This window comes from Thermus oshimai DSM 12092 (assembly GCF_000373145.1).
GTDB lineage: Bacteria > Deinococcota > Deinococci > Deinococcales > Thermaceae > Thermus > Thermus oshimai.
The window spans coordinates 362,647-381,610 of sequence record NZ_KB890602.1 but is presented as its reverse complement, the minus strand read 5'-3'; the positions used below and the strand labels follow the sequence as shown (position 1 = coordinate 381,610).

20 protein-coding genes are annotated in these 18,964 nt (G+C 68.4%); 9 read left to right on the top strand and 11 right to left on the bottom strand.

Annotated elements, in window-relative coordinates; all coding sequences use genetic code 11:
- Position 1: 1 nt before the first annotated feature.
- The 8 genes from nuoG to B043_RS0102075 are packed head-to-tail and all read left to right on the top strand — an operon-like array spanning position 2 to position 9,309.
- A complete protein-coding gene (nuoG, locus tag B043_RS0102110; protein WP_018460778.1) occupies positions 2-2,344 on the top strand; it encodes an NADH-quinone oxidoreductase subunit NuoG in 2,343 nt (780 codons plus the stop codon).
- 26 nt (positions 2,345-2,370) lie between these two features.
- Entirely contained in the window at positions 2,371-3,435 is a 1,065-nt protein-coding gene (gene nuoH, locus B043_RS0102105; RefSeq protein WP_038036744.1) for an NADH-quinone oxidoreductase subunit NuoH, read from the top strand.
- Entirely contained in the window at positions 3,432-3,980 is a 549-nt protein-coding gene (nuoI, locus tag B043_RS0102100; protein WP_016328962.1) for an NADH-quinone oxidoreductase subunit NuoI, read from the top strand. The genes nuoH and nuoI overlap by 4 nt, the downstream gene beginning before the upstream one ends.
- Positions 3,977-4,513 (top strand): NADH-quinone oxidoreductase subunit J family protein, encoded by a 537-nt coding sequence (locus tag B043_RS0102095; RefSeq protein WP_018460777.1) that lies wholly within the window; start codon positions 3,977-3,979, stop codon positions 4,511-4,513. Before nuoI ends, B043_RS0102095 begins: the two co-directional genes overlap by 4 nt.
- Complete coding sequence (gene nuoK / locus B043_RS0102090) at positions 4,510-4,797, top strand: NADH-quinone oxidoreductase subunit NuoK (RefSeq protein WP_016328960.1); 288 nt, start codon at positions 4,510-4,512, stop codon at positions 4,795-4,797. The genes B043_RS0102095 and nuoK overlap by 4 nt, the downstream gene beginning before the upstream one ends.
- A gap of 2 nt (positions 4,798-4,799) precedes the next feature.
- A complete protein-coding gene (nuoL, locus tag B043_RS0102085) occupies positions 4,800-6,623 on the top strand; it encodes an NADH-quinone oxidoreductase subunit L (protein ID WP_026234085.1) in 1,824 nt (607 codons plus the stop codon).
- Positions 6,617-8,026: a complex I subunit 4 family protein gene (locus B043_RS0102080; protein ID WP_018460775.1), complete on the top strand. Its 1,410-nt coding sequence runs from the start codon at positions 6,617-6,619 to the stop codon at positions 8,024-8,026. Before nuoL ends, B043_RS0102080 begins: the two co-directional genes overlap by 7 nt.
- Entirely contained in the window at positions 8,023-9,309 is a 1,287-nt protein-coding gene (locus tag B043_RS0102075) for an NADH-quinone oxidoreductase subunit N (protein WP_016328957.1), read from the top strand. The genes B043_RS0102080 and B043_RS0102075 overlap by 4 nt, the downstream gene beginning before the upstream one ends.
- Positions 9,310-9,356: 47 nt before the next feature.
- On the opposite strand, the gene dnaB is transcribed toward B043_RS0102075, so the two are convergent.
- Entirely contained in the window at positions 9,357-10,688 is a 1,332-nt protein-coding gene (gene dnaB, locus B043_RS0102070) for a replicative DNA helicase (RefSeq protein WP_016328956.1), read from the bottom strand.
- A gap of 109 nt (positions 10,689-10,797) precedes the next feature.
- Here dnaB and B043_RS0102065 point away from each other — a divergent pair, with 109 nt between their 5' ends.
- Complete coding sequence (locus tag B043_RS0102065) at positions 10,798-12,417, top strand: transglycosylase SLT domain-containing protein (protein WP_018460774.1); 1,620 nt, start codon at positions 10,798-10,800, stop codon at positions 12,415-12,417.
- Here the strand turns inward: B043_RS0102065 and B043_RS0102060 are convergent.
- The 10 genes from B043_RS0102060 to trxA are packed head-to-tail and all read right to left on the bottom strand — an operon-like array spanning position 12,414 to position 18,870.
- Entirely contained in the window at positions 12,414-13,577 is a 1,164-nt protein-coding gene (locus tag B043_RS0102060) for a cation:proton antiporter (protein WP_016328954.1), read from the bottom strand. The two genes, B043_RS0102065 and B043_RS0102060, sit on opposite strands and share 4 nt — an antisense overlap.
- The gene (locus tag B043_RS0102055; protein WP_026234084.1) at positions 13,577-14,029 is read right to left on the bottom strand and encodes a CBS domain-containing protein; all 453 of its coding nucleotides are present in this window, start codon (positions 14,027-14,029) and stop codon (positions 13,577-13,579) included. The genes B043_RS0102060 and B043_RS0102055 overlap by 1 nt, the downstream gene beginning before the upstream one ends.
- A 10-nt stretch (positions 14,030-14,039) precedes the next feature.
- Entirely contained in the window at positions 14,040-14,672 is a 633-nt protein-coding gene (locus B043_RS0102050; RefSeq protein WP_018460772.1) for a rhomboid family intramembrane serine protease, read from the bottom strand.
- 3 nt (positions 14,673-14,675) lie between these two features.
- Positions 14,676-15,506 carry an SDH family Clp fold serine proteinase gene (locus B043_RS0102045; protein WP_018460771.1) on the bottom strand — a complete coding sequence of 277 codons (831 nt, stop codon included), beginning with the start codon at positions 15,504-15,506 and terminating at the stop codon, positions 14,676-14,678.
- A gap of 40 nt (positions 15,507-15,546) precedes the next feature.
- Positions 15,547-16,665, bottom strand: a complete 1,119-nt coding sequence (locus tag B043_RS0102040; RefSeq protein WP_018460770.1) for a cation:proton antiporter — start codon at positions 16,663-16,665, stop codon at positions 15,547-15,549.
- Positions 16,665-17,138: a cation:proton antiporter regulatory subunit gene (locus B043_RS0102035; RefSeq protein WP_018460769.1), complete on the bottom strand. Its 474-nt coding sequence runs from the start codon at positions 17,136-17,138 to the stop codon at positions 16,665-16,667. Before B043_RS0102035 ends, B043_RS0102040 begins: the two co-directional genes overlap by 1 nt.
- Positions 17,135-17,557: a phosphate-starvation-inducible PsiE family protein gene (locus tag B043_RS0102030; protein ID WP_016328948.1), complete on the bottom strand. Its 423-nt coding sequence runs from the start codon at positions 17,555-17,557 to the stop codon at positions 17,135-17,137. Before B043_RS0102030 ends, B043_RS0102035 begins: the two co-directional genes overlap by 4 nt.
- Positions 17,554-18,000, bottom strand: a complete 447-nt coding sequence (locus B043_RS0102025; protein WP_018460768.1) for a DUF1931 family protein — start codon at positions 17,998-18,000, stop codon at positions 17,554-17,556. The genes B043_RS0102030 and B043_RS0102025 overlap by 4 nt, the downstream gene beginning before the upstream one ends.
- A 29-nt stretch (positions 18,001-18,029) precedes the next feature.
- On the bottom strand, positions 18,030-18,440 hold the full coding sequence (locus B043_RS0102020) for an Hsp20/alpha crystallin family protein (RefSeq protein WP_016328946.1): 411 nt from the start codon (positions 18,438-18,440) through the stop codon (positions 18,030-18,032).
- A 10-nt stretch (positions 18,441-18,450) separates the two neighbouring features.
- On the bottom strand, positions 18,451-18,870 hold the full coding sequence (gene trxA, locus B043_RS0102015) for a thioredoxin (protein ID WP_026234083.1): 420 nt from the start codon (positions 18,868-18,870) through the stop codon (positions 18,451-18,453).
- Between the last annotated feature and the right edge of the window lie 94 nt (positions 18,871-18,964).

The following is an 18,964-nucleotide window of genomic DNA, read 5'->3' as shown; positions in this document are numbered from 1 at the left end:
CATGGTAAGGGTCAAGGTCAACGACCGCTACGTGGAGGTGCCCCCGGGGACCAGCGTCATGGACGCGGTCTTCCACGCGGGGTACGACGTGCCCCTCTTCTGCTCCGAGCGCCACCTCTCCCCCATCGGGGCCTGCCGCATGTGCCTGGTGCGCATCGGCCTCCCCAAGCGGGGCCCGGACGGGAAACCCCTTCTTAACGAGAAGGGGGAGCCCGAGATCCAGTGGCAACCCAAGCTCGCGGCGAGCTGCGTCACCGCGGTGGCCGAGGGGATGGTGGTGGACACCCTCTCCGACCTGGTGCGCCAGGCCCAGGCGGGGATGGTGGAGTTCACCCTCTTAAACCACCCCCTAGACTGCCCCACCTGCGACAAGGGCGGGGCCTGCGAGCTCCAGGACCGCACGGTGGAGTACGGGCTTTACGAGAAGTACTACCAGGAAAACCCCCTGGCGCTTCCCGTCTACACCCGCTTTGAGTTCACCCGCCGCCACGTGGACAAGCACCACCCCCTCTCCCCCTACATCGTCCTGGACCGGGAGCGGTGCATCCACTGCAAGCGGTGCGTGCGCTACTTTGAGGAGATCCCGGGGGACGAGGTCCTGGACTTCATTGAGCGGGGGGTGCACACCTTCATCGGCACCATGGACTTCGGCCTCCCCTCGGGGTTTTCGGGCAACATCACGGACATCTGCCCCGTGGGGGCCCTACTGGACCTCACCGCCCGCTTCCGGGCCCGGAACTGGGAGATGGAGGAAACCCCCACCCACTGCGCGCTTTGCGCGGTGGGGTGCGGGATCACCGCGGACACCAGGAGCGGGGAACTCCTCCGCATCCGCGCCCGGGAGATCCCCGAGGTGAACGAGATCTGGCTCTGCGACGCGGGCCGCTTCGGCCACGAGTGGGCGGACCAGAACCGGCTCAAGACCCCCCTGGTGCGCCGGGAGGGGCGGCTTGTGGAGGCCAGTTGGGAGGAGGCCTTCCAGGCCATCCGGGAGGGGCTTAAGGAGGTCCCCAAGGAGAAGGTGGGGCTTTACCTCTCGGGGGACGCCACGCTGGAGGAGGGCCTCATGGCCGCGGAGCTGGCCCAGGCCCTCGGCACCCCCCACCTGGACTTCCAGGGCCGCACCCCCGCCCCCCTGGGCCTCTTCCCCACGGCCACCTTAGAGGAGCTCTTGGAGGCGGACTTCGCCCTGGTCCTCGGGGACCCCACGGAGGAGGCCCCCATCCTCCACCTCCGGCTTTCCGAGTTCGTGCGGGGCCTCAAGCCCCCCTTCCGCTTCCACCACGGCACCCCCTTCGCCGACCTCGCCATCAAGGAAAGGATGCCCAGGCGGAAGGAGAAGCTCGCCGTCTTCGCCCCCCACCCGGTGGAGGTCATGAAGTGGGCGGGGGTGGCGGAGGTCCACGCTCCGGGGGCGGAGCGGGAGGTCCTCCTGGCCCTCCTCGGGGAGAAGGAGGGGAGCGGGGCGGTGCAGCGGGCCAAGGCCGCCTGGGAAAAGGCGGAAAGGCCCGTCCTCATCCTGGGGGCCGGGGTGCTCCAGGACACGGTGGCCGCGGAGCGGGCGAGGATCTTGGCCGAGCGCAAGGGGGCCAAGGTCCTCCCCATGCCCCCCGCCGCCAACGCCCGGGGCCTCGAGGCCCTAGGCGTCCTCCCCGGGGAGGGGGGCGCGGGCTGGGACGAGGCCGGGGCCCAGGCGGCCTACTACGGCTACGTGCCCCCGGAGGAGGCCCTTAAGGGCAAGCGTTTCCTCCTCTTCCACCTCTCCCACCTCCACCCCCTGGCGGAACGGTACGCCCACGTGGTCCTGCCCGCCCCCACCTACTACGAGAAGCGGGGGCACCTCCTGAACCTGGAAGGCCGCCTCCTCCCCCTAAGCCCCGCCCCCATAGAGAACGGGGAGGCGGAGGAGGCCCTGCAGGTCCTGGCCCTCTTGGCGGAGGCCCTCTCCGTAAGGCCCCCCTTCCGGCTCCGGCTGGAGGCGGAAAAGGCCCTCAAGCGGAGGTTCCCCGAGCCCCTCAAGGTCTTCCCCCACCGCACCAAAACCCTAAGGCCCAAGGAACGGGTGGGCCGGCTCTACTTCCGGCCCACCATGTGGAAGGCCCACCAGCTCACGGGGCGGGTGGCCTTCCAGCCCAGGCTGGAGGTCCACCCCGAGACCGCCCGCCAGGAGGGCCTAAGAGAGGGCATGCGGGTGGCGGTGGAAACCCCCTTCGGCCGCCTCGAGGCCCAGGTGGCCCTGGAGGAGGCCCTGCCCCAGGGCTTCCTCTACCTGAGCGCCTTAGGGCCCTACGCGGGCCGCCTGAGCCCGGCCCAGATCCTGGTGCCCGCAGGAGGTGAAGCGTGAACCCCTACCCCCTGGACCCCTACTGGATGGTGGCCCTAAAGGCCCTTCTGGTGGTCGTCGGCCTCCTCACCGCCTTCGCCTTCATGACCCTCATTGAAAGGAGGCTCCTCGCCCGCTTCCAGGTGCGCATGGGGCCCAACCGGGTGGGGCCTTCGGGCCTCTTCCAGCCCATCGCCGACGCCATCAAGAGCATCTTCAAGGAAGACCTGGTGGTGGAGCGGGCGGACAAGGTCCTCTTCGTCCTGGCCCCCCTCATCGGGGTGGTCTTCGCCCTCTTGGCCTTCGGGGCCATCCCCTTTGGCCCTCCGGGGAGCTTCTTCGGCTTCCAGCCCTGGGTGGTGAACCTGGACCTGGGCCTCCTCTACCTCTTCGCGGTGAGCGAGCTGGCCATCTACGGCATCTTCCTCTCGGGGTGGGCCTCGGGGAGCAAGTACAGCCTCCTGGGCTCCTTACGCTCCTCGGCAAGCCTCATCTCCTACGAGCTCGGCCTAGGCATCGCCCTTCTCGCCCCCGTGCTCCTGGTGGGGAGCCTCAACCTGAACGACATCGTGAACTGGCAGAAGGAGAACGGCTGGCTCGCCCTCTACGCCTTCCCCGCCTTCCTGGTCTACCTCATCGCCGCCCTGGCCGAGGCCGCCCGCACGCCCTTTGACCTCCCGGAGGCCGAGCAGGAGCTGGTGGGCGGCTACCACACGGAGTACAGCTCCATCAAGTGGGCCCTCTTCCAGATGACGGAGTACATCCACTTCATCACCGCCAGCGCCCTCATCCCCACCCTCTTCCTGGGGGGCTGGACCATGCCCTTCCTGAACGTCCCCTACCTCTGGATGTTCCTGAAGATCGCCTTCTTCCTCTTCGTCTTCATCTGGATCCGGGCCACCTGGTTCCGCCTGCGCTACGACCAGCTCCTCCGCTTCGGCTGGGGCTTCCTCTTCCCCGTGGCCCTGGTCTGGTTCCTGGTGACCGCCTTCGTGGTGGCCCTGGACCTGCCCCGGGCCTACCTGCAGTACCTCTCCCTCCTGAGCTTCCTGGTGGTCTTGGGCGGTCTTCTCTACAGCCCCAAGAAGGCCCCCAAAGGAGGTGCCCTATGACCCTAAAGGCCCTGGCCCAAAGCCTCGGGATCACCCTGAAGTACTTCTTCTCCAAGCCGGTCACCATCCCCTACCCCGACGCCCCCGTACCCCTAAAGCCCCGCTTCCACGGCCGCCACGTCCTCACCCGCCACCCCAACGGCCTGGAGAAGTGCATCGGCTGCTCCCTCTGCGCGGCCGCCTGCCCCGCCTACGCCATCTACGTGGAGCCCGCGGAGAACGACCCGGAAAACCCCGTGTCCGCCGGGGAGCGCTACGCCAAGGTCTACGAGATCAACATGCTCCGGTGCATCTTTTGCGGGCTCTGCGAGGAGGCCTGCCCCACGGGGGCCATCGTCCTGGGGTACGACTTTGAGATGGCGGACTACCAGTACTCCGACCTCATCTACGGCAAGGAGGACATGCTGGTGGACGTGGTGGGCACCAAGCCCCAGCGCCGGGAGGCCAAGATGACGGGCAAGCCCGTAAAGCCGGGCTACACCGTGCCCTACGTGCGCCCCGAGCTGGAGGGCTTCAAGGCCCCAAAGGAAGGAGGTAAGCGGTGAGCCCCTGGGAAGCCTTGGCCCTCCTCCTCCTCGCCCTCACCGGGGTCCTGGTGGTCACCCTCAGGAACGCCATCCACGCCGCCTTGGCCCTCATCCTGAACTTCCTGGTCCTGGCGGGGGTCTACGTGGCCCTCGAGGCCCGCTTCCTGGCCTTCACCCAGATCATCGTCTACGCGGGGGCCATCGTGGTCCTCTTCCTCTTCGTCATCATGCTCCTCTTCGCCGCCCAGGGCGAGGTGGGGTTTGACCCTCTGGTGCGAAGCCGCCCCCTGGCGGCCCTCCTAGCCCTAGGGGTCTTCCTGGTCCTCTTCAGCGGCCTCCAGGGCCTGGGCCTTACCCTGGACAAGGACCTGGGCGGGGGGCTCCCCCAGGCCCTAGGGCCCCTCCTCTACGGGGACTGGCTCCTCGTCCTCCTCGCGGTGGGCTTCCTCCTCATGGCCGCCACGGTGGTGGCCGTGGTCCTGGTCCAGCCCAATAGGCCTCTGGACGCCCTTAGGGAGGAGGAGCGCAAGGAAAAGGAGGTGGTGCGGTGAACTACCTCTTGGCCTCGGCCCTGCTCTTCTCCTTGGGGGTCTATGGGGTCCTCACCCGGAGGACGGCCATCCTCCTCTTCCTCTCCATTGAGCTCATGCTGAACGCCGCCAACCTGGCCTTCATCACCCTGGCCAAGGCCTACGGGCTTGCGGGCCAGGTGGCCGCGCTCTTCGTCATCGCGGTGGCCGCCGCGGAGGTGGCGGTGGGCCTCGGCCTCATCGTGGCCGTGTTCCGCCACCGGGAGAGCACCGCGGTGGACGACCTGTCCCAGCTTAGGGGGTGAACATGGCGCTTCTCGGAACCATCCTCCTTCCCCTCCTGGGCTTCGCCCTCCTGGGGCTTTTCGGCCGCAGGATGAAGGAGCCCCTGCCCGGCGTGCTGGCCTCCCTTCTGGTCCTGGCCTCGTTTCTGCTGGGAGTGGGCCTCCTCCTTAGGGGGGGTGCCCACTTCCACGCGGAGTGGCTCCCCGGGATCCCCTTTAGCCTCCTTCTGGACAACCTCTCCGGCTTCATGCTCATCATCGTCACCGGGGTGGGCTTCCTCATCCACGTGTACGCCATCGGCTACATGGCGGGGGACCCCGGCTATAGCCGCTTCTTCGCCTACTTCAACTTCTTCATCGCCATGATGCTCACCCTGGTCCTGGCCGACAGCTACCCGGTGATGTTCATCGGCTGGGAGGGGGTGGGCCTGGCGAGCTTCCTCCTCATCGGCTTCTGGTACCAAAACGTCCAGTACGCGGACAGCGCCCGCAAGGCCTTCATCGTGAACCGCATCGGGGATTTGGGCTTCATGCTGGGCATGGCCATCCTCTGGGCCCTCTACGGCACCCTCTCCATCAGCGAGCTCAAAGAGGCCCTGGAAGGCCCCCTGAAGAACCCCGAGCTCCTGGCCCTGGCCGGGCTCCTCCTCTTCCTTGGGGCGGTGGGGAAGAGCGCCCAGGTGCCCCTCATGGTCTGGCTCCCCGACGCCATGGCCGGCCCCACCCCGGTTTCCGCCCTCATCCACGCGGCCACCATGGTGACCGCGGGGGTCTACCTCATCGCCCGGAGCTCCTTCCTTTATAGCGCCCTGCCGGACGTCTCCTACACCATCGCGGTGGTGGGCCTCCTCACCGCCTTCTACGGGGCCCTTTCCGCCTTTGGCCAGACGGACATCAAGAAGATCGTGGCCTACTCCACCATCAGCCAGCTGGGCTACATGTTCCTGGCCGCGGGGGTGGGGGCCTACTGGGTGGCCCTCTTCCACGTCTTCACCCACGCCTTCTTCAAGGCCCTCCTCTTCCTGGCCTCGGGGAGCGTGATCCACGCCCTGGGCGGGGAGCAGGACGTGCGGAGGATGGGGGGGCTTTGGAAGCACCTGCCCCAGACGCGCTGGCACGGCCTCATCGGGGCCCTGGCCCTGGGGGGGCTTCCCCTCCTCTCGGGCTTCTGGTCTAAGGACGCCATCCTCGCCGCCACCCTCACTTACCCCTTCGGGGGGATGGGCTTTTACGTAGGGGCCCTTCTGGTGGCGGTCCTCACCGCCATGTACGCCATGCGCTGGTTCGTCCTGGTCTTCTTAGGGGAGGAGCGGGGCCATCACCACCACCCCCACGAGGCCCCGCCGGTGATGCTCTGGCCCAACCACCTCCTGGCCCTGGGCTCGGTGCTGGCGGGGTACCTGGCCCTGCCCCACCCCTTGCCCAACGTCCTCGAGCCCTTCCTGAAGCCCGCCCTGGCGGAGGTGGAAGCCCACCACCTCTCCCTGGGGGCGGAGTGGGCCCTCATCGGCCTCTCGGCCCTGGTGGCCCTCCTGGGCCTTTGGGCCGGGTACACCTTCTTCCAGAAGAAGGCCCTTCCCGGCTGGTACCTGGCCTTTGAGGCCTGGTCCCGGGAGGCCTTCTACGCGGACCGGATCTACAACGCCCTCATCGTGAACCCCTTAAAGGCCCTGGCGGAGGCCCTCTTCCTGGGGGATGGGGCTCTCCTTAAGGGGTTCTTCGGGCTTGGGGGCACGGTGCGGGACCTGGGGCAGGGCCTAACCCGGCTCCAGGCGGGCTACCTTAGGGTGTACGCCCTCCTCTTCGTGCTGGGCGTGCTGGTCCTTCTGGGGGTGATGCGGTGGTAATCCTGGCCATCCTCCTACCGGTCCTCTTCGGGCTTCTCCTCCTCCTAGGACTCCCCCGGGGCCTTGGCCTCCTGGGGGCGGGGCTTACCTTCCTCCTCAACCTCTACCTCTTCCTGGCCCACCCGGGCGGGGTGGCCTACGGGGTCCAGGCCCCCCTGCTCCCCGGGCTTGGGGTCTACTGGGCTTTCGGGCTGGACGGGCTTTCCGCCCTCTTCTTCCTCACCGTAAGCCTCACGGTCCTCCTGGGGGCGCTTCTTGCGCGGGTGGAGGGGCGCTTCCTGGGGCTCGCCCTCCTCATGGAGGGGATGCTCCTGGGGCTTTTTGCCGCCCGGGACCTTCTCGTCTTCTACCTCTTCTTTGAGGCGGCCCTCATCCCCGCCCTCCTCATGCTCCTCTTCTACGGGGGGGCGGAGCGGGTGCGGGCCCTTTACACCTTCCTCCTCTTCACCCTGGCGGGGTCCTTGCCCATGCTGGCGGCCATCCTGGCGGTGAAGGCCTTGGGGGGAAGCCCGAGCTTCCTCCTGGAGGACCTCCTGGCCCACCCCGTGAAGGGCAGCGCCGCCTTCTGGGTCTTCCTGGGCTTCGCCCTGGCCTTTGCCGTGAAGACCCCGCTTTTCCCCGTGCACGCCTGGCTTCCCCTCTTCCACCGTGAGAACCACCCCTCGGGGCTCGCGGACGCCCTGGGCACCCTCTACAAGGTGGGGGTCTTCGCCTTCTTCCGCTTCGCCCTGCCCTTGGCCCCGGAGGGCTTCGCCGAGGTGCAGGGGCTTCTCCTCTTCCTGGCGGCCCTTTCCGCCCTCTACGGGGCCTGGGTGGCCTTCAGCGCCCCGGATTTCAAAACCCTCCTGGCCTACGCCGGGGTATCCCACATGGGGGTGGCCGCCCTGGGGGTCTTCTCCGGCACGGAGGAGGGCGCTTTGGGGGGGCTTTTCCTCCTTGCGGCCAGCGGCGTGTACACCGGGGCCCTTTTCCTCCTGGTAGGCCGGCTTTACGAGCGGACCAGCACCCTGGAGATCGGGCGCTACCGGGGCCTGGCGAGAAGCGCCCCGGGGCTTGCCGCGCTCTTCCTCTTCCTCTTCCTGGCCATGATCGGCCTTCCGGGGCTGGCGGGCTTCCCGGGGGAGCTCCTCACCCTTCTTGGGGCCTATCAGGCAAGCCCCTGGCTCGCCGCTTTGGCCTTCCTCTCGGTGATCGCCGCCGCGGCCTACGCCCTTACCCCCTTCCAGAAGGCCTTCTGGGAGGAGGGGGGCAAGGAGGTGGCGGACCTAAAGGGGGAGGAGTGGGCCTTCGCCGGCCTTTCCGCCTTGGCCCTGCTCGCCCTCGGGCTCTTCCCGGGCTTCTTCTTGGAGGGCCTTGAGCCCCTGGCCGAGGCCCTGGCCCGGGCCTTAGGAGGTGGCGCATGACCCTTCTTGTCCTCGCCCTCTTCGCCGTGGCCCTGACCCTTTTGGGCTTCTTCGTCTCGGCAAGCCTCCTGAAGCGGCTCACCATCCTGGGGCTTTCCCTGGGGGTGGTGGCCCTCCTCGCCTCCTGGGGGAAGCCCCTGGAGGTGGGCCCCTACCGCGTGGACGGGGTGAGCCAGACCTTCACCCTTCTCGCCCTCCTGGGGGCCCTTTGGACGGTGGGGCTGGTGCGCTCCAGGCGGTTTGAGTTCCACCTCCTCGTCCTCTACGCCGCCTTAGGGATGCACCTCCTAGCCTCCACGAAGAACCTCATCCTCATGCTGGTGGCCCTGGAGGCCCTCTCCCTCCCCCTTTACGCCCTGGCCGCCTGGCGGCGGGGGGAGGGGCTGGAGGCCGCCCTCAAGTACTTCCTCCTGGGGGCCCTGGCCGCGGCCTTCTTCCTCTTCGGGGCGGCCCTCCACTTCGGGGCCACGGGGAGCCTCGAGGCGGGCGCCCCCGGGGCGGGCCCCCTCTACGCCCTGGCCCTGGGCCTCCTCCTGGTGGGCCTGGGCTTCAAGGTGGCCCTGGCCCCCTTCCACTTCTGGACCCCGGACGTCTACCAGGGGAGCCCCACCCCCGTGGTCCTCTTCATGGCCACCGGGGTCAAGGCCGCGGCCTTCGCCGCTCTGCTCCGGATCGCCACCCCGGGGCCCAGCGAGGCTCTGGCCCTCCTCGTGGCCCTTTCCGTCCTCCTCGGGAACCTGGCCGCTTTGGTCCAGAAGGAGGCCAAGCGCCTTCTCGCCTACAGCTCCATCGCCCACGCGGGCTACATGGCCCTGGCCCTCTACACCAATAACGCCCAGGCCCTGGGCTTCTACCTCCTCACCTACGTCTTGGCCACGGGCCTGGCCTTCGCGGTGCTCTCGGAGGTCTCCCCGGACCGGGTGCCCCTGGAAAGGCTCAAGGGGCTTTTCCATAAGGACCCCTTCCTGGGCCTGGCCCTCTTCCTCTCCGCCCTCTCCCTCCTCGGGCTTCCCCCCTTGGCGGGGTTTTGGGGGAAGTACCTGGTCTTCAGCGAGGCCGCCAAGGCGGGGCAGTGGGGGCTTTTGGTCCTCGCCCTCCTCACCAGCGCGGCGAGCGCCTACTACTACCTGGCCCTGGCCCTGGCCCCCTTCCAGAAGGGGGAGGCGGAGGCCGCCCCCAGGCCCCTGGCCCGGAACGTGGCCCTCCTGGTGGGGCTCCTGCTCCTCCTCCTCGGCCTCTTCCCGGGGACCGTCCTCCCCGCTCTGGCGGCAGGGGGCCAATAAATAGAGGCTTCCCTTTCCTCCCCGGGGCCTAAAGGCCCCGGGGAGCTTTATTCCTTGGCCAGGTCGTTGAAGCGCACGTGCTGGGCGTGGAACTGGAGCTCCACCGTGCCCGTGGGGCCGTTCCTTTGCTTGCCCACGATGATCTCCGCGATGCCCGCCTTCTCCGAGTGGGGGTTATAGTACTCGTCCCGGTAGATGAACATCACCAGGTCCGCGTCCTGCTCAATGGAGCCCGACTCCCTTAGGTCAGAGAGCATGGGGCGCTTGTTGGGGCGGTTCTCCACCGCCCGGGAAAGCTGGCTTAGGGCCAGGACGGGCAGGTTCAGCTCCCGGGCTAAGGCCTTGAGCCCCCGGGAGATGGCGGCAATCTCCTGCTGGCGGTTTTCCCCGTTCTTGCCCCCCCCGGGGCCGGACATGAGCTGGAGGTAGTCGATGACGATGAGCCCCACCCCGTACTGGTGCTTTAGGCGGCGGGCCCGGGCGCGGAGCTCCATGAGGGTGAGGTCCGAGGTGTCGTCAATGTAGATGGGGGCCTCGGAAAGGCGGCCCGCCACGTCCACCAGCCGGGTGAAGTCCCGGTCCGTGAGCTGGCCCAAGCGCACCCGGTTCATGTCTATGCGGGCCTCGGAGCACATCATGCGTAAGGTGAGCTGGGCCGCGGGCATCTCCAGGGAGTAGATCCCCACCCCCACCCCCTCCTTCAAGGCCACGTGCTGGGCGATGGTGAGGGCGAAGGCCGTCTTGCCCATGGCCGGGCGGGCGGCGATGATGTTTAAGGAGCCCGGGGCCAGGGCCCCGATGAGCTCGTCCAGCTCCTTGAAGCCCGTGCGCACCCCCGCCACCTGGCCCTTGCTCTGGTAGAGGGCCTCGATGTGCTCAAAGGTGTCGTGGACCAGCTCGCGCATGGGGCGGGCCTCCGCCTCCTTTTGGGCGAGGGCCACCTCGAGGATCCTCTTCCCCGCCTGGTCCAGGATCTCGTCCAGGCCCCCCGCCTCCTCGTAGGCCAGGCGCATGGCCTCCCCCGCGGCCTGGATGAGGCGCCTTAGGGCCCACTTCTCCGCCACGATGCGGGCGTAGTGCTCCGCGTAGGCCGCGGTGGGGGTAGCCTCGGAGAGCTCCAGGAGGTAGGAAAGCCCCCCCACCCCTTCAAGCTCCCCCCTCCGGCGGAGCTCCTCCTGCAGGGTGACCAGGTCCACGGGCTGGCCCTGGGCCCTCAGGGTCTGGATGGCGGCGTAGATCTTCCGGTGGGCCTCCGCGTAGAAGGCCTCGGGGGAAGGGAGGAGGCCCTCTATATCGTCCAAAACGCTGTGGTCCAGCATAATGGCCCCGAGGACGCTCTGCTCGGCCTCGAGGTTATGGGGGGGAATCCGGCCTTCCATAAGCCCTCCTAGGCTAAGCTGCCCCCCCCGCCTTCCGCCAGGGGGCCTTTCCCCGTGGTAAGGATTGGACCCTTACCGCCCTCTCAAGAAAAGGGGCTAGGCTTGGGGCATGGGCCGCCTTCTTCTGGGCCTTCTCCTCCTCCTTTCCGCCTGCCGGGGCCAGGAGGTCCCCCCGCCCTTCCACCTCCTGGAGGGGAGCGATCCTGTGGCCCTGAGGGACCTGGCCCTCCGGGGGGAGGGGTACGCCAGCCTCCTGGCGGGGGTGGCCCTCCTGGAAGAGGAGGGCCTACCCTTAGCTGAGCGGGCGGAGTACGCCTGGCGCTACGCCCTTTTCCTGGAGGAGGTGCGGGCCTTTGAGCCGGGCTGGGAGGCGAGGCCCTTTTGGCGTAGAGCGGCCCGCCTCCTGGAGGAGGCCAAAGACCCCCGGGCCTTCTCCGCCTGGGCGAGGCTTCTTCCGGAGGAGGAGGCCGCCTTTGCCCTCCTCCGCCTGGGAAGCGGGGAGAGGCTCTACGAGGCCCTTTTCCAAGGCCGGGCCTACCAGGTGCTCCTGGAGGTGCTCCCGGAAGGCGGGCGTCCGGATCTTAGGGCCCAGGCCCTCTACCGCCTGGGCCGCTACCGGGAGGCCCTTCCCCACTACCGGGCCTGGGCGGAACGGGACCCCAGGGGGTTTTTGGGCCTGGGCTGGGCCCTCTTCCAACTCGGGCGGCTGGAGGAGGCCGAGGCCGCCTTCCGCCGCTACCCCCACCCCGAAAGCCGCTACGCCCTGGGGCTTATCCGGGAGCGGCAGGGGCGCCGGGAGGAGGCGGTGGCCCTCTACCGGGAAAGCACCCCAGGGGGCCTCTGGCGGGCCACGGCCCTTCTGGAACGGGCAGGAAGGGCGGAGGAGGCCCTGCCCCTTTACCTGGAGCTTGCCCGGCGGGAAAGCCCCTACCGGGACGACGCCGCCCTTCGGGCCTACCTCCTGGCGGGGAGGCTGGGCTTAGGGGAGGCCCAAGCCCAGGCCCTGGCCCTCCTGGAAGGGGGGCTGGGCCTTTTGGTGGGCAAGAGGCCGCCCCCACCTCCCCCGGCCCCAAAGACCCCTTCCCCGCCCGAAGCGCCCCTCTTCCGGGGCCTCCTGCAGGCCGACCGGGACGGATGGGCCCGGGGGGTGGTGCGCCACGCCCTCTGGATGAGGCCCGGGGACTGGCCCGCCCTGGTCCCCCTCCTCTACGAGGGCGGGGCCTACCGGGAGGGGATCCGCGCCAGTTGGCCCAGCGCCTTGGCCTACCCCCGCCCCTACCGGGCCTGGGTGGAGGGGTACGCCCAGAGGGAAGGCCTAGACCCCAACCTTCTCTTCGCCCTCCTCCACGTGGAAAGCCGCTTTGACCCCCTGGCGGTGAGCCCCACGGGGGCCAAGGGGCTTGGGCAGTTCGTGGAGGCCACCTGGCGGGACGTGGCCCGGATGCTGGGGGAGGCCCCGGGAGACCCCTTTGACCCAAGGACGAGCATCCGCTACGCCGCCCGCTACCTGCGCTGGCTCTTGGACCGGTGCCAAAACGCCGTGCCCCCGGAAGGGGTACTGGCCTGCGCGGTCACCGCCTACAACGGCGGGATCGGCTACACCCTGAGGGGTCTGGCCCGGGAGGGGGACCTTTGGGCCTTTCTCCGCTTCCAGGAAAGGGACGAGCCCCGGGAGTACCTGGCCGGGGTCCTTTCCGCTTACGCCGCCTACCGGGCCCTAACCCTCTAGTCCCCACCCACCCTCCTGGCCCTTTCCGCCCAGGCGATGAGGGGCTTCAGGGCCAGGGGGGCGAAGAGGGTGGTGGCCACCACCATGAAGAGGACGATGGCGTACTCCTCCTCGTTCACCGCCCCCGCGGCCAGGCCCAAGGCGGCCACGATGAGGCCCACCTCCCCCCGGGGGGCCATGCCCACCCCCACCACGGTGGCCGCCCGGTACCCCTGGGTGAGGGCCCCCAGGAACCCGCCCAGGACCTTCCCTAGGATGGCGATGACGCTCACCACGGCCCCCGCCACCAAGGTGGCGGGCTGAACCAGGGCCGCAAGCTCCAGCCTCACCCCCACCATGGCGAAGAAGATGGGGGCTAAGAAACCCTCGATGGCGAAGATGGGCTCCTCCAACTTGTACTTTTCCCGAAGCTCGGCGAGGAGCATCCCCCCCAGGAACGCGCCCACGATGGGGGCGAGGCCGATGGTGGCCGCCAGGGCGGCCATCCCCACCCCAAAGGCCAGGGCAAAGCCCACGGGGCTCCCCACGGGGAGGCGGTCCAGGGGGAGGCGGGCGAAGAGGGGGGCCAGGGCCACGGCCACCCCCACGAAGGCCAGGGAGAGGAGGATGAGCTGGAGGATGGCCCCAAACTCCACGGCCCCGGTCTTGGCCACGCCGTTCACCACCGCCAGGACGATGAGGCCCAGGACATCGTCAATGACCGCGGCCCCCAGGATGATGCGGGCGTAGGGGCGGGAGAGCACCCCGAGCTCCTGCAGGACCCGGGCGGTGATGCCCACGCTGGTGGCCACCAAGGCGGTGCCCAGGAAAAGGGAGGGAAGGGTTTGGAACCCGATCTGGAGCCCAAAGAGGTACCCCCCCACGAAGGGGAAGGCCACCCCCAGGACGGCCACCAAAAAGGCCTCCTTGCCCACGGCCAGGATGTCCCTCAGGCGGGTCTCGAGGCCCACCATGAAGAGGAGGAAGATGGCCCCAAGCTCCGCCAAAAACTCCAGGATCTCCCCCTCGTGCACCCAGCCGAGGAGGGCCGGGCCCACCAGAATCCCCGCCAGGACCTCCCCGATGACCACCGGCTGGCCCAGCCTGCGGAAGAGGTAGGCCATGAGCTGGGCGGCCAGGAGAAGGTAGAAGACCTCGAGGATATGCCCCGCCCCGTGCATCAGGCCCTCCGCAGGAAGAACTTGAGGAAGTCGCTCCGGGTGATGATGCCCACCACCCGCCCCTCCCCGTCCACCACCGGCAGGTGGCGCACCCCCGTGGTCACCAGAATCCTAAGGGCCTCCCCCAGAGGGGTCTCGGGGTGGACCCGGGGGATCTCCCTTTGCATGGCCGCCTCCACCGGGGTCTTCTGGTAGCGCCGGTAGATCTCCTCCAGCACCCCCTCGTCCACCCACTCCCCGAAGAGCTGCCAGGCCTCCACGTCGGAAAAGGGGATGTTCTCGGGTCGGGGCAGGAGGTCCTCCACCTGGAGGAGGCCCAGAAGCCGCCCCTCCCCGTCCACCACGGGAAGCCCGCCGTAGCGCTTTTCCAGAAGGATTTCCGCCGCCCGCTCCAGGGTCTCCTCCGGTCCCACGCAGACGGGGTCTTGGGTCATGAGGTCCTGGACTTTCATGGTTAGGAGTCTACCAGCGCCGCCACCTGGGGGCAAAGGCCCGCACGGTGAAGGCCCCGAAGAGGAACCCCCCGAGGTGGGCCCAGAAGGCGATGCCGGGCACCCCGGCGAGGCCCTGAAGGAGCTGCAAGAGGGCCCAGTAGCCCAGGTAGAACCCCGCGGGCAGGGCCAAGGTGAAGGGCAGGATGAACCACACCAGGGCCACCACGTAGGCCCGGGGGAAAAGGACGTAGTAACCCCCAAGCACCGCGGACACGGCCCCGCTGGCCCCGATCATGGGCACGGAAGAGGCGGGGTCCATGATCCCCTGGGCCAGGGCCGCCGCCACCCCCCCAAGGAGGTAGAAGAGGAGAAAGCGCCCGTGGCCCAGGCGGTCTTCCACGTTGTCCCCGAAGATCCAAAGGAACCACAGGTTGGAGAAGATGTGGAAGAACCCCCCGTGGAGGAACATGCTGGTGAGGAGGCGGTACCCCTCCCCCAAGGGGTCTTGGAAGAAGAGGGCGGGGATGAAGCCCAAGGCCTGGATCACCGCCTCCGGACCCCAGGCCAGCTCCAGGAGGAAGGCCAGAGCGTTGAGGAGGACCAGGGCCTTCACCACCAAGGCGGGGCGCCGGGCCCGGTTGACGTCGTAAAGGGGGAGCACCCCCTACCTCCCCCCGGGCTCCCCCCGGTAGGGCACGGGCACGTACTGGACGCTGGGCTTGCCCCCTTGGGGTTGAGGGTAAAGCTCCATGAGCTCGTAGACCTCCAGGGGCATCTCCGTGGACACCTTAAGCCCCATGGCCCGGGCCTGGGCCACGTCAATGGGGTAGTCGTGGGTCCAGGTGCCCTGGGAGAGGAGGTGGGCCACCTCCTCGGCCTTTTCCTCGGGCATGTGCTTGAGAAGCAGGTTCTTCACCGTGGCCTTCACCTGCCTGAGGGCCTTCTCCGCCACGTCCGCCAGGATGAGGGTCTGGTCGTCGATCTCCGAAAGGGGCTTCTTCTCCAACACCTTGAGGATGCTGGCCGCGGGGTACTGGCCAAGCTGGGGGTCCACGGGGCCCAAGACGGCGTTTTCGTCCATGACGATCTCGTCCGCGGCCAAGGCGATGAGGGTCCCCCCGGACATGGCGTAGTGGGGCACGAAGACCGTGACCTTGGCGGGGTGGCGGAGGAGGGCCTCGGCGATCTGCTCCGCCGCCAGGACCAGCCCCCCTGGGGTGTGGAGGATGAGGTCTATGGGCACGTTCTTGTCCGTGAGGCGGATGGCCCTAAGGACCTGCTCGGAGTCGTCGATGTTGATGAAGCGGCTGATGGGAATCCCCAAAAAGCTCACCGCCTCCTGCCGGTGGATGAGGGTGATGACCCGGCTCCCCCGCTTCCGCTCCAGTTCGGCCATCTTGCGCGCCCGGGCTCCTAGGAGCCACTGCTGCTGGAAGTAAGGGGAAAGGGCGGAAAGGATGAAAAAAAGCCAGAAAAGCTGGAAGAACACCTCCATAGGGCCTCCTTGGCTATCTTAACGGCTCTCCCAAGCCCTACTAAGCGGTTCCCATGGCCTTGCGGGGGTAAAGCCGCGCCCCGATCTCGGGGGCAAAGCGGATAAGCAGGGCCCCCAGGGGGATGGAGATGAGCACGAGAAGCACCGCGAACTGGGCCACCACGGGATACCCCTGGCCCAGGGCCAGCGTCCCCAGGACCAGGTTGAACTCCCCCCGGGGCACCAGGTAAAGCGCGGCGTAAAGCCTCCGGCGAAGGCCCAACCCCGCCAAGGCCGCCCCCCGGTGGTTCAGGGGAAGCTTCAGGAGAAGGGCCAGGAGGACGGAGAGGAAAAGCCCGGGGGAGAAGCCTTGAAGAAGCTTCAGCGCCTCGGCCCCCACCACCAGGAAGAAGAGGGCCACCCCCAGGTTCCGCACCGGGCCGAAGAGGTGCTCCAGGCGCTCCCTAAGGCCCAGGCTTGCCGCCACCACCCCCATGAGGAAGGCCCCCACGCCCTCCGAAGCCCCCGCGGCGTGGAAGAGGAGGGCGGTGCCCGTGGTGAGGGCGGCCCCCAGGAGGAGGACAAGCTCATCGGAAAAGGCCTCCACGGCGCGCACCAGGGGAGGGCCCAGGTACCGGGCGAAGGCCAGGTAGGCCAGGGCCAGGAAAAGGCTAAGGAGGAAACCCCAAGGCCCCTCCCCGCCCAGAAGGGCCAGGAGGAGGGCCACCGCCACGTCCTCCAGGACCAAGACCCCCAGGACCACCTCGCTTTCGGGGTTGGCCGCCCGGCGGAGGTCCACGATGAGCTTGACGATGACCGCGCTGGAGCTCACGTAGACCACCCCCGCCAGGAGGGCCGCCCCCCGCAGGTCCAGGCCCAGAAGGAGCCCCAAGAGGAACCCCAAAGGGAGGGCCAAGGCATCCCAAAACCCCGCCCTCAAGGCCTTCCCTGAAAGGGACCTAAGCCGGTCCGGGCCGAACTCCAGCCCCACGCTGAAGAGGAGGAGCAAAAGCCCCAAGGAGGGCAGGGGCTCCAGCTCCTCCACCGGAAGCCTCTCCCCCACCAGGAGGCCGATGAGGAGGTAGACGGGAAGCGGGGGAAAGCCCAGGCGGTGGACCAAGGCCGCCCCCAGGGCCAGAAGCCCCGCGGCCAAGGCGAAGGCCTCGAGGGAAGGGTGCATCAGAACTGCCTCCTCAAGGCCTCCACCGCCTGCCGGCTCCCCGCCACCACCAGGGTGTCCCCCGGCTCCAGCACCACCTCGGGGCCGGGGTGGGGGATGAGGGGGGCCCCGGGGCGGTCCACCGCCAGGATGTGGGCCCCCGGGGGAAGGGCGATCTCCCCCAGGCGCCGCCCCGCCAGGGGGGAGCCGGGGAGGACCCGCACCCACTCAATGACCTTGCTCCCCAGCTTGCTCTCCGTGTCCCCCACCGCCTCGGGATGGAAGAGGACCCCCGCCAGGATGGCCCCAAGCTCCCGGGCCTCCTCGTCGGTGAGGTCCAGGGCCGCGGCGGGCTCGTCCTCCTCCCCGGCCTCAAAGTACTGGAGCTCCCTTTTGCCCGAGTTGTGGACCACGATGACGATGCGGTCCCCGCTGCCCACGGTCACGGTGAACTTCCGCCCCACGCCGGGCAGGACCACTTCCTCCACCCTCACGCCTTCCTCCTAACCGGGGAGTAGTACACCGCCAGGGTGCGCCCCACCACCAGGGCCAGGATCCCCAAGGACCATAAGAAGACCTCCAGGCCCCCGAGCTTCTCGGCAAAGAGGAGGAGAAGGAGCTCCCGGAGGGCCAGGGCCACCCCCACCTCCAACAGGATCTCCAGGCGCACCCGTTCAAACTCAAAGTACTCCACAAAAGCCCGGACCAGCTCCAGGACCACCACCAGGCTGAGCACGTTGGTGATGAGCTCTTTCAGGCCCAGCCGCACCGTGGGCTCCGAGAGGGTGAGGCCCAGCTCCAAAAAGGTCCGGACCACCCCCACGAAGAGCCCGATGAGGAGGGCCACGATGACCAGGTTGAACACCGCCTGAACCCCCAGGCGGAACAGGCGGACCAGCTGGACCTGGCTCATAGGAGGAGGTCAAAAACCCGGCGGGCCCGCTCGTGGTGCTCGGGGGTGGGGTTTTTGACCGCCGGGTCCAGCTCCCGGATCACCCGGGCGTAGGCCACCACCAAGGCCCCCGCCAGCTCGGGAAGGAGCCTTTCCACATCCTCGGAAATCGCGAGATCCAGAGGGGGCAAGGCCGCAAGGGCTTCCAGAACGGGCTTAAGCTCCAGGGCCACCCCAAGCTTTCGGAACTCCTTGAGGGTCTCGGAAAGGCCCTTGGTGACCGGGAGGTCGGGCTCAAAGACGATGTCCCGGCCGTTGTACTTGGCGTTCCGCTCCGCCAGCAAAAGGAGGTCGTGGAGCTTGTTCCGCAGGAAATCGGAAAGGACCTTCAGGTCGTTCTTGTCCACATCCAGCCCCGCGGCTTCGCGGAAGAGGCGCTCAAACTCGGCCACCTTCATCAGCATGGGTTCACCTCCCAGATAGGCCTGAACACTTACCCTTCCTGGACGGGAATCCGCACCGGGGGCTCCTCGGGGCGCTTCTCCCGGGGGATCCTAACCTCCAACACCCCCTTGGAGAGGCGGGCCTCGAGGCCCTCCTTCTTGGCGTCCTTGGGCAGGAGGTAGGCCCGGTAGATCCGGCCGTAGACGATCTCGGAAAGGTGTTTGGTGCGCTTTTCCTCCCTCTTCTCCCCCTCAATCACCAGCTGGTCCCCCTCCAGGCGGACCTCGAGGTTTTCGGGGCCGAGCCCCGGCACCTCCACCCGGAGGAGGTAGTGGTCCTCCGCCTCGGAGAGCTCGGAAAGGGGTTCCAGCACCCCTCCTTCCTCCCCAAAGGCCTTCTCCAAAGCCTCCTCCACCACCTTACGGAACCGGGAACGGAAAGGCCAGATCTTCTCCAACATGCTCCACCCCCTACGCCAGGTAGGGCTTAAGCCGCTCCCAAAGAACCCGCTTGGGCTGGGCCCCCACCCAGGTGGCCACCGGGTGCCCCTTTTGGAAAAGGACCAGGGTGGGGATGCTCCGCACCCCATAGCGCCCGGCCAGATCCGGGTTCTCGTCGGTGTTGACCTTCACCACCTTGAGCCGGCCCGCGTGCTCCCGGGCGAGCTCCTCCAACACCGGGGCCACCAGGCGGCAGGGGCCGCACCAGGGGGCCCAGAAGTCCACCAGGACCAAGGGCGCACCCCCCACCTCCTGGGCGAAGGTCTTCCCGTCCGCCTCCACCACCCAGGGCAGGGGCGCCTTACAGGCCCCGCAGACGGGCACCTGGCCCGCCGGCGGCCGGCCGAGGCGGTTTTTGGCCCCGCAGTTGGGACAGATCGCCACGCTCATGTCGGCCAGACACCCTCCCCTGGGAAAATCCCCACGCGGAAGAAAACGGCCGCGAAACCTTATCCTTTGGCCCCCCACCGAAGCTTTCGCTTCA

Bases quoted from the DNA above. Each gene is read 5' to 3' on its own strand.
- nuoG (WP_018460778.1), top strand. From the start codon at position 2: ATGGTAAGGGTCAAGGTCAACGACCGCTACGTGGAGGTGCCCCCGGGG.
- nuoH (WP_038036744.1), top strand. From the start codon at position 2,371: ATGGTGGCCCTAAAGGCCCTTCTGGTGGTCGTCGGCCTCCTCACCGCC.
- nuoI (WP_016328962.1), top strand. From the start codon at position 3,432: ATGACCCTAAAGGCCCTGGCCCAAAGCCTCGGGATCACCCTGAAGTAC.
- nuoL (WP_026234085.1), top strand. From the start codon at position 4,800: ATGGCGCTTCTCGGAACCATCCTCCTTCCCCTCCTGGGCTTCGCCCTC.
- B043_RS0102075 (WP_016328957.1), top strand. From the start codon at position 8,023: ATGACCCTTCTTGTCCTCGCCCTCTTCGCCGTGGCCCTGACCCTTTTG.
- dnaB (WP_016328956.1), bottom strand. From the start codon at position 10,688: ATGGAAGGCCGGATTCCCCCCCATAACCTCGAGGCCGAGCAGAGCGTC.
- B043_RS0102065 (WP_018460774.1), top strand. From the start codon at position 10,798: ATGGGCCGCCTTCTTCTGGGCCTTCTCCTCCTCCTTTCCGCCTGCCGG.
- B043_RS0102060 (WP_016328954.1), bottom strand. From the start codon at position 13,577: ATGCACGGGGCGGGGCATATCCTCGAGGTCTTCTACCTTCTCCTGGCC.
- B043_RS0102055 (WP_026234084.1), bottom strand. From the start codon at position 14,029: ATGAAAGTCCAGGACCTCATGACCCAAGACCCCGTCTGCGTGGGACCG.
- B043_RS0102045 (WP_018460771.1), bottom strand. From the start codon at position 15,506: ATGGAGGTGTTCTTCCAGCTTTTCTGGCTTTTTTTCATCCTTTCCGCC.
- B043_RS0102040 (WP_018460770.1), bottom strand. From the start codon at position 16,665: ATGCACCCTTCCCTCGAGGCCTTCGCCTTGGCCGCGGGGCTTCTGGCC.
- B043_RS0102030 (WP_016328948.1), bottom strand. From the start codon at position 17,557: ATGAGCCAGGTCCAGCTGGTCCGCCTGTTCCGCCTGGGGGTTCAGGCG.
- B043_RS0102025 (WP_018460768.1), bottom strand. From the start codon at position 18,000: ATGCTGATGAAGGTGGCCGAGTTTGAGCGCCTCTTCCGCGAAGCCGCG.
- B043_RS0102020 (WP_016328946.1), bottom strand. From the start codon at position 18,440: ATGTTGGAGAAGATCTGGCCTTTCCGTTCCCGGTTCCGTAAGGTGGTG.
- trxA (WP_026234083.1), bottom strand. From the start codon at position 18,870: ATGAGCGTGGCGATCTGTCCCAACTGCGGGGCCAAAAACCGCCTCGGC.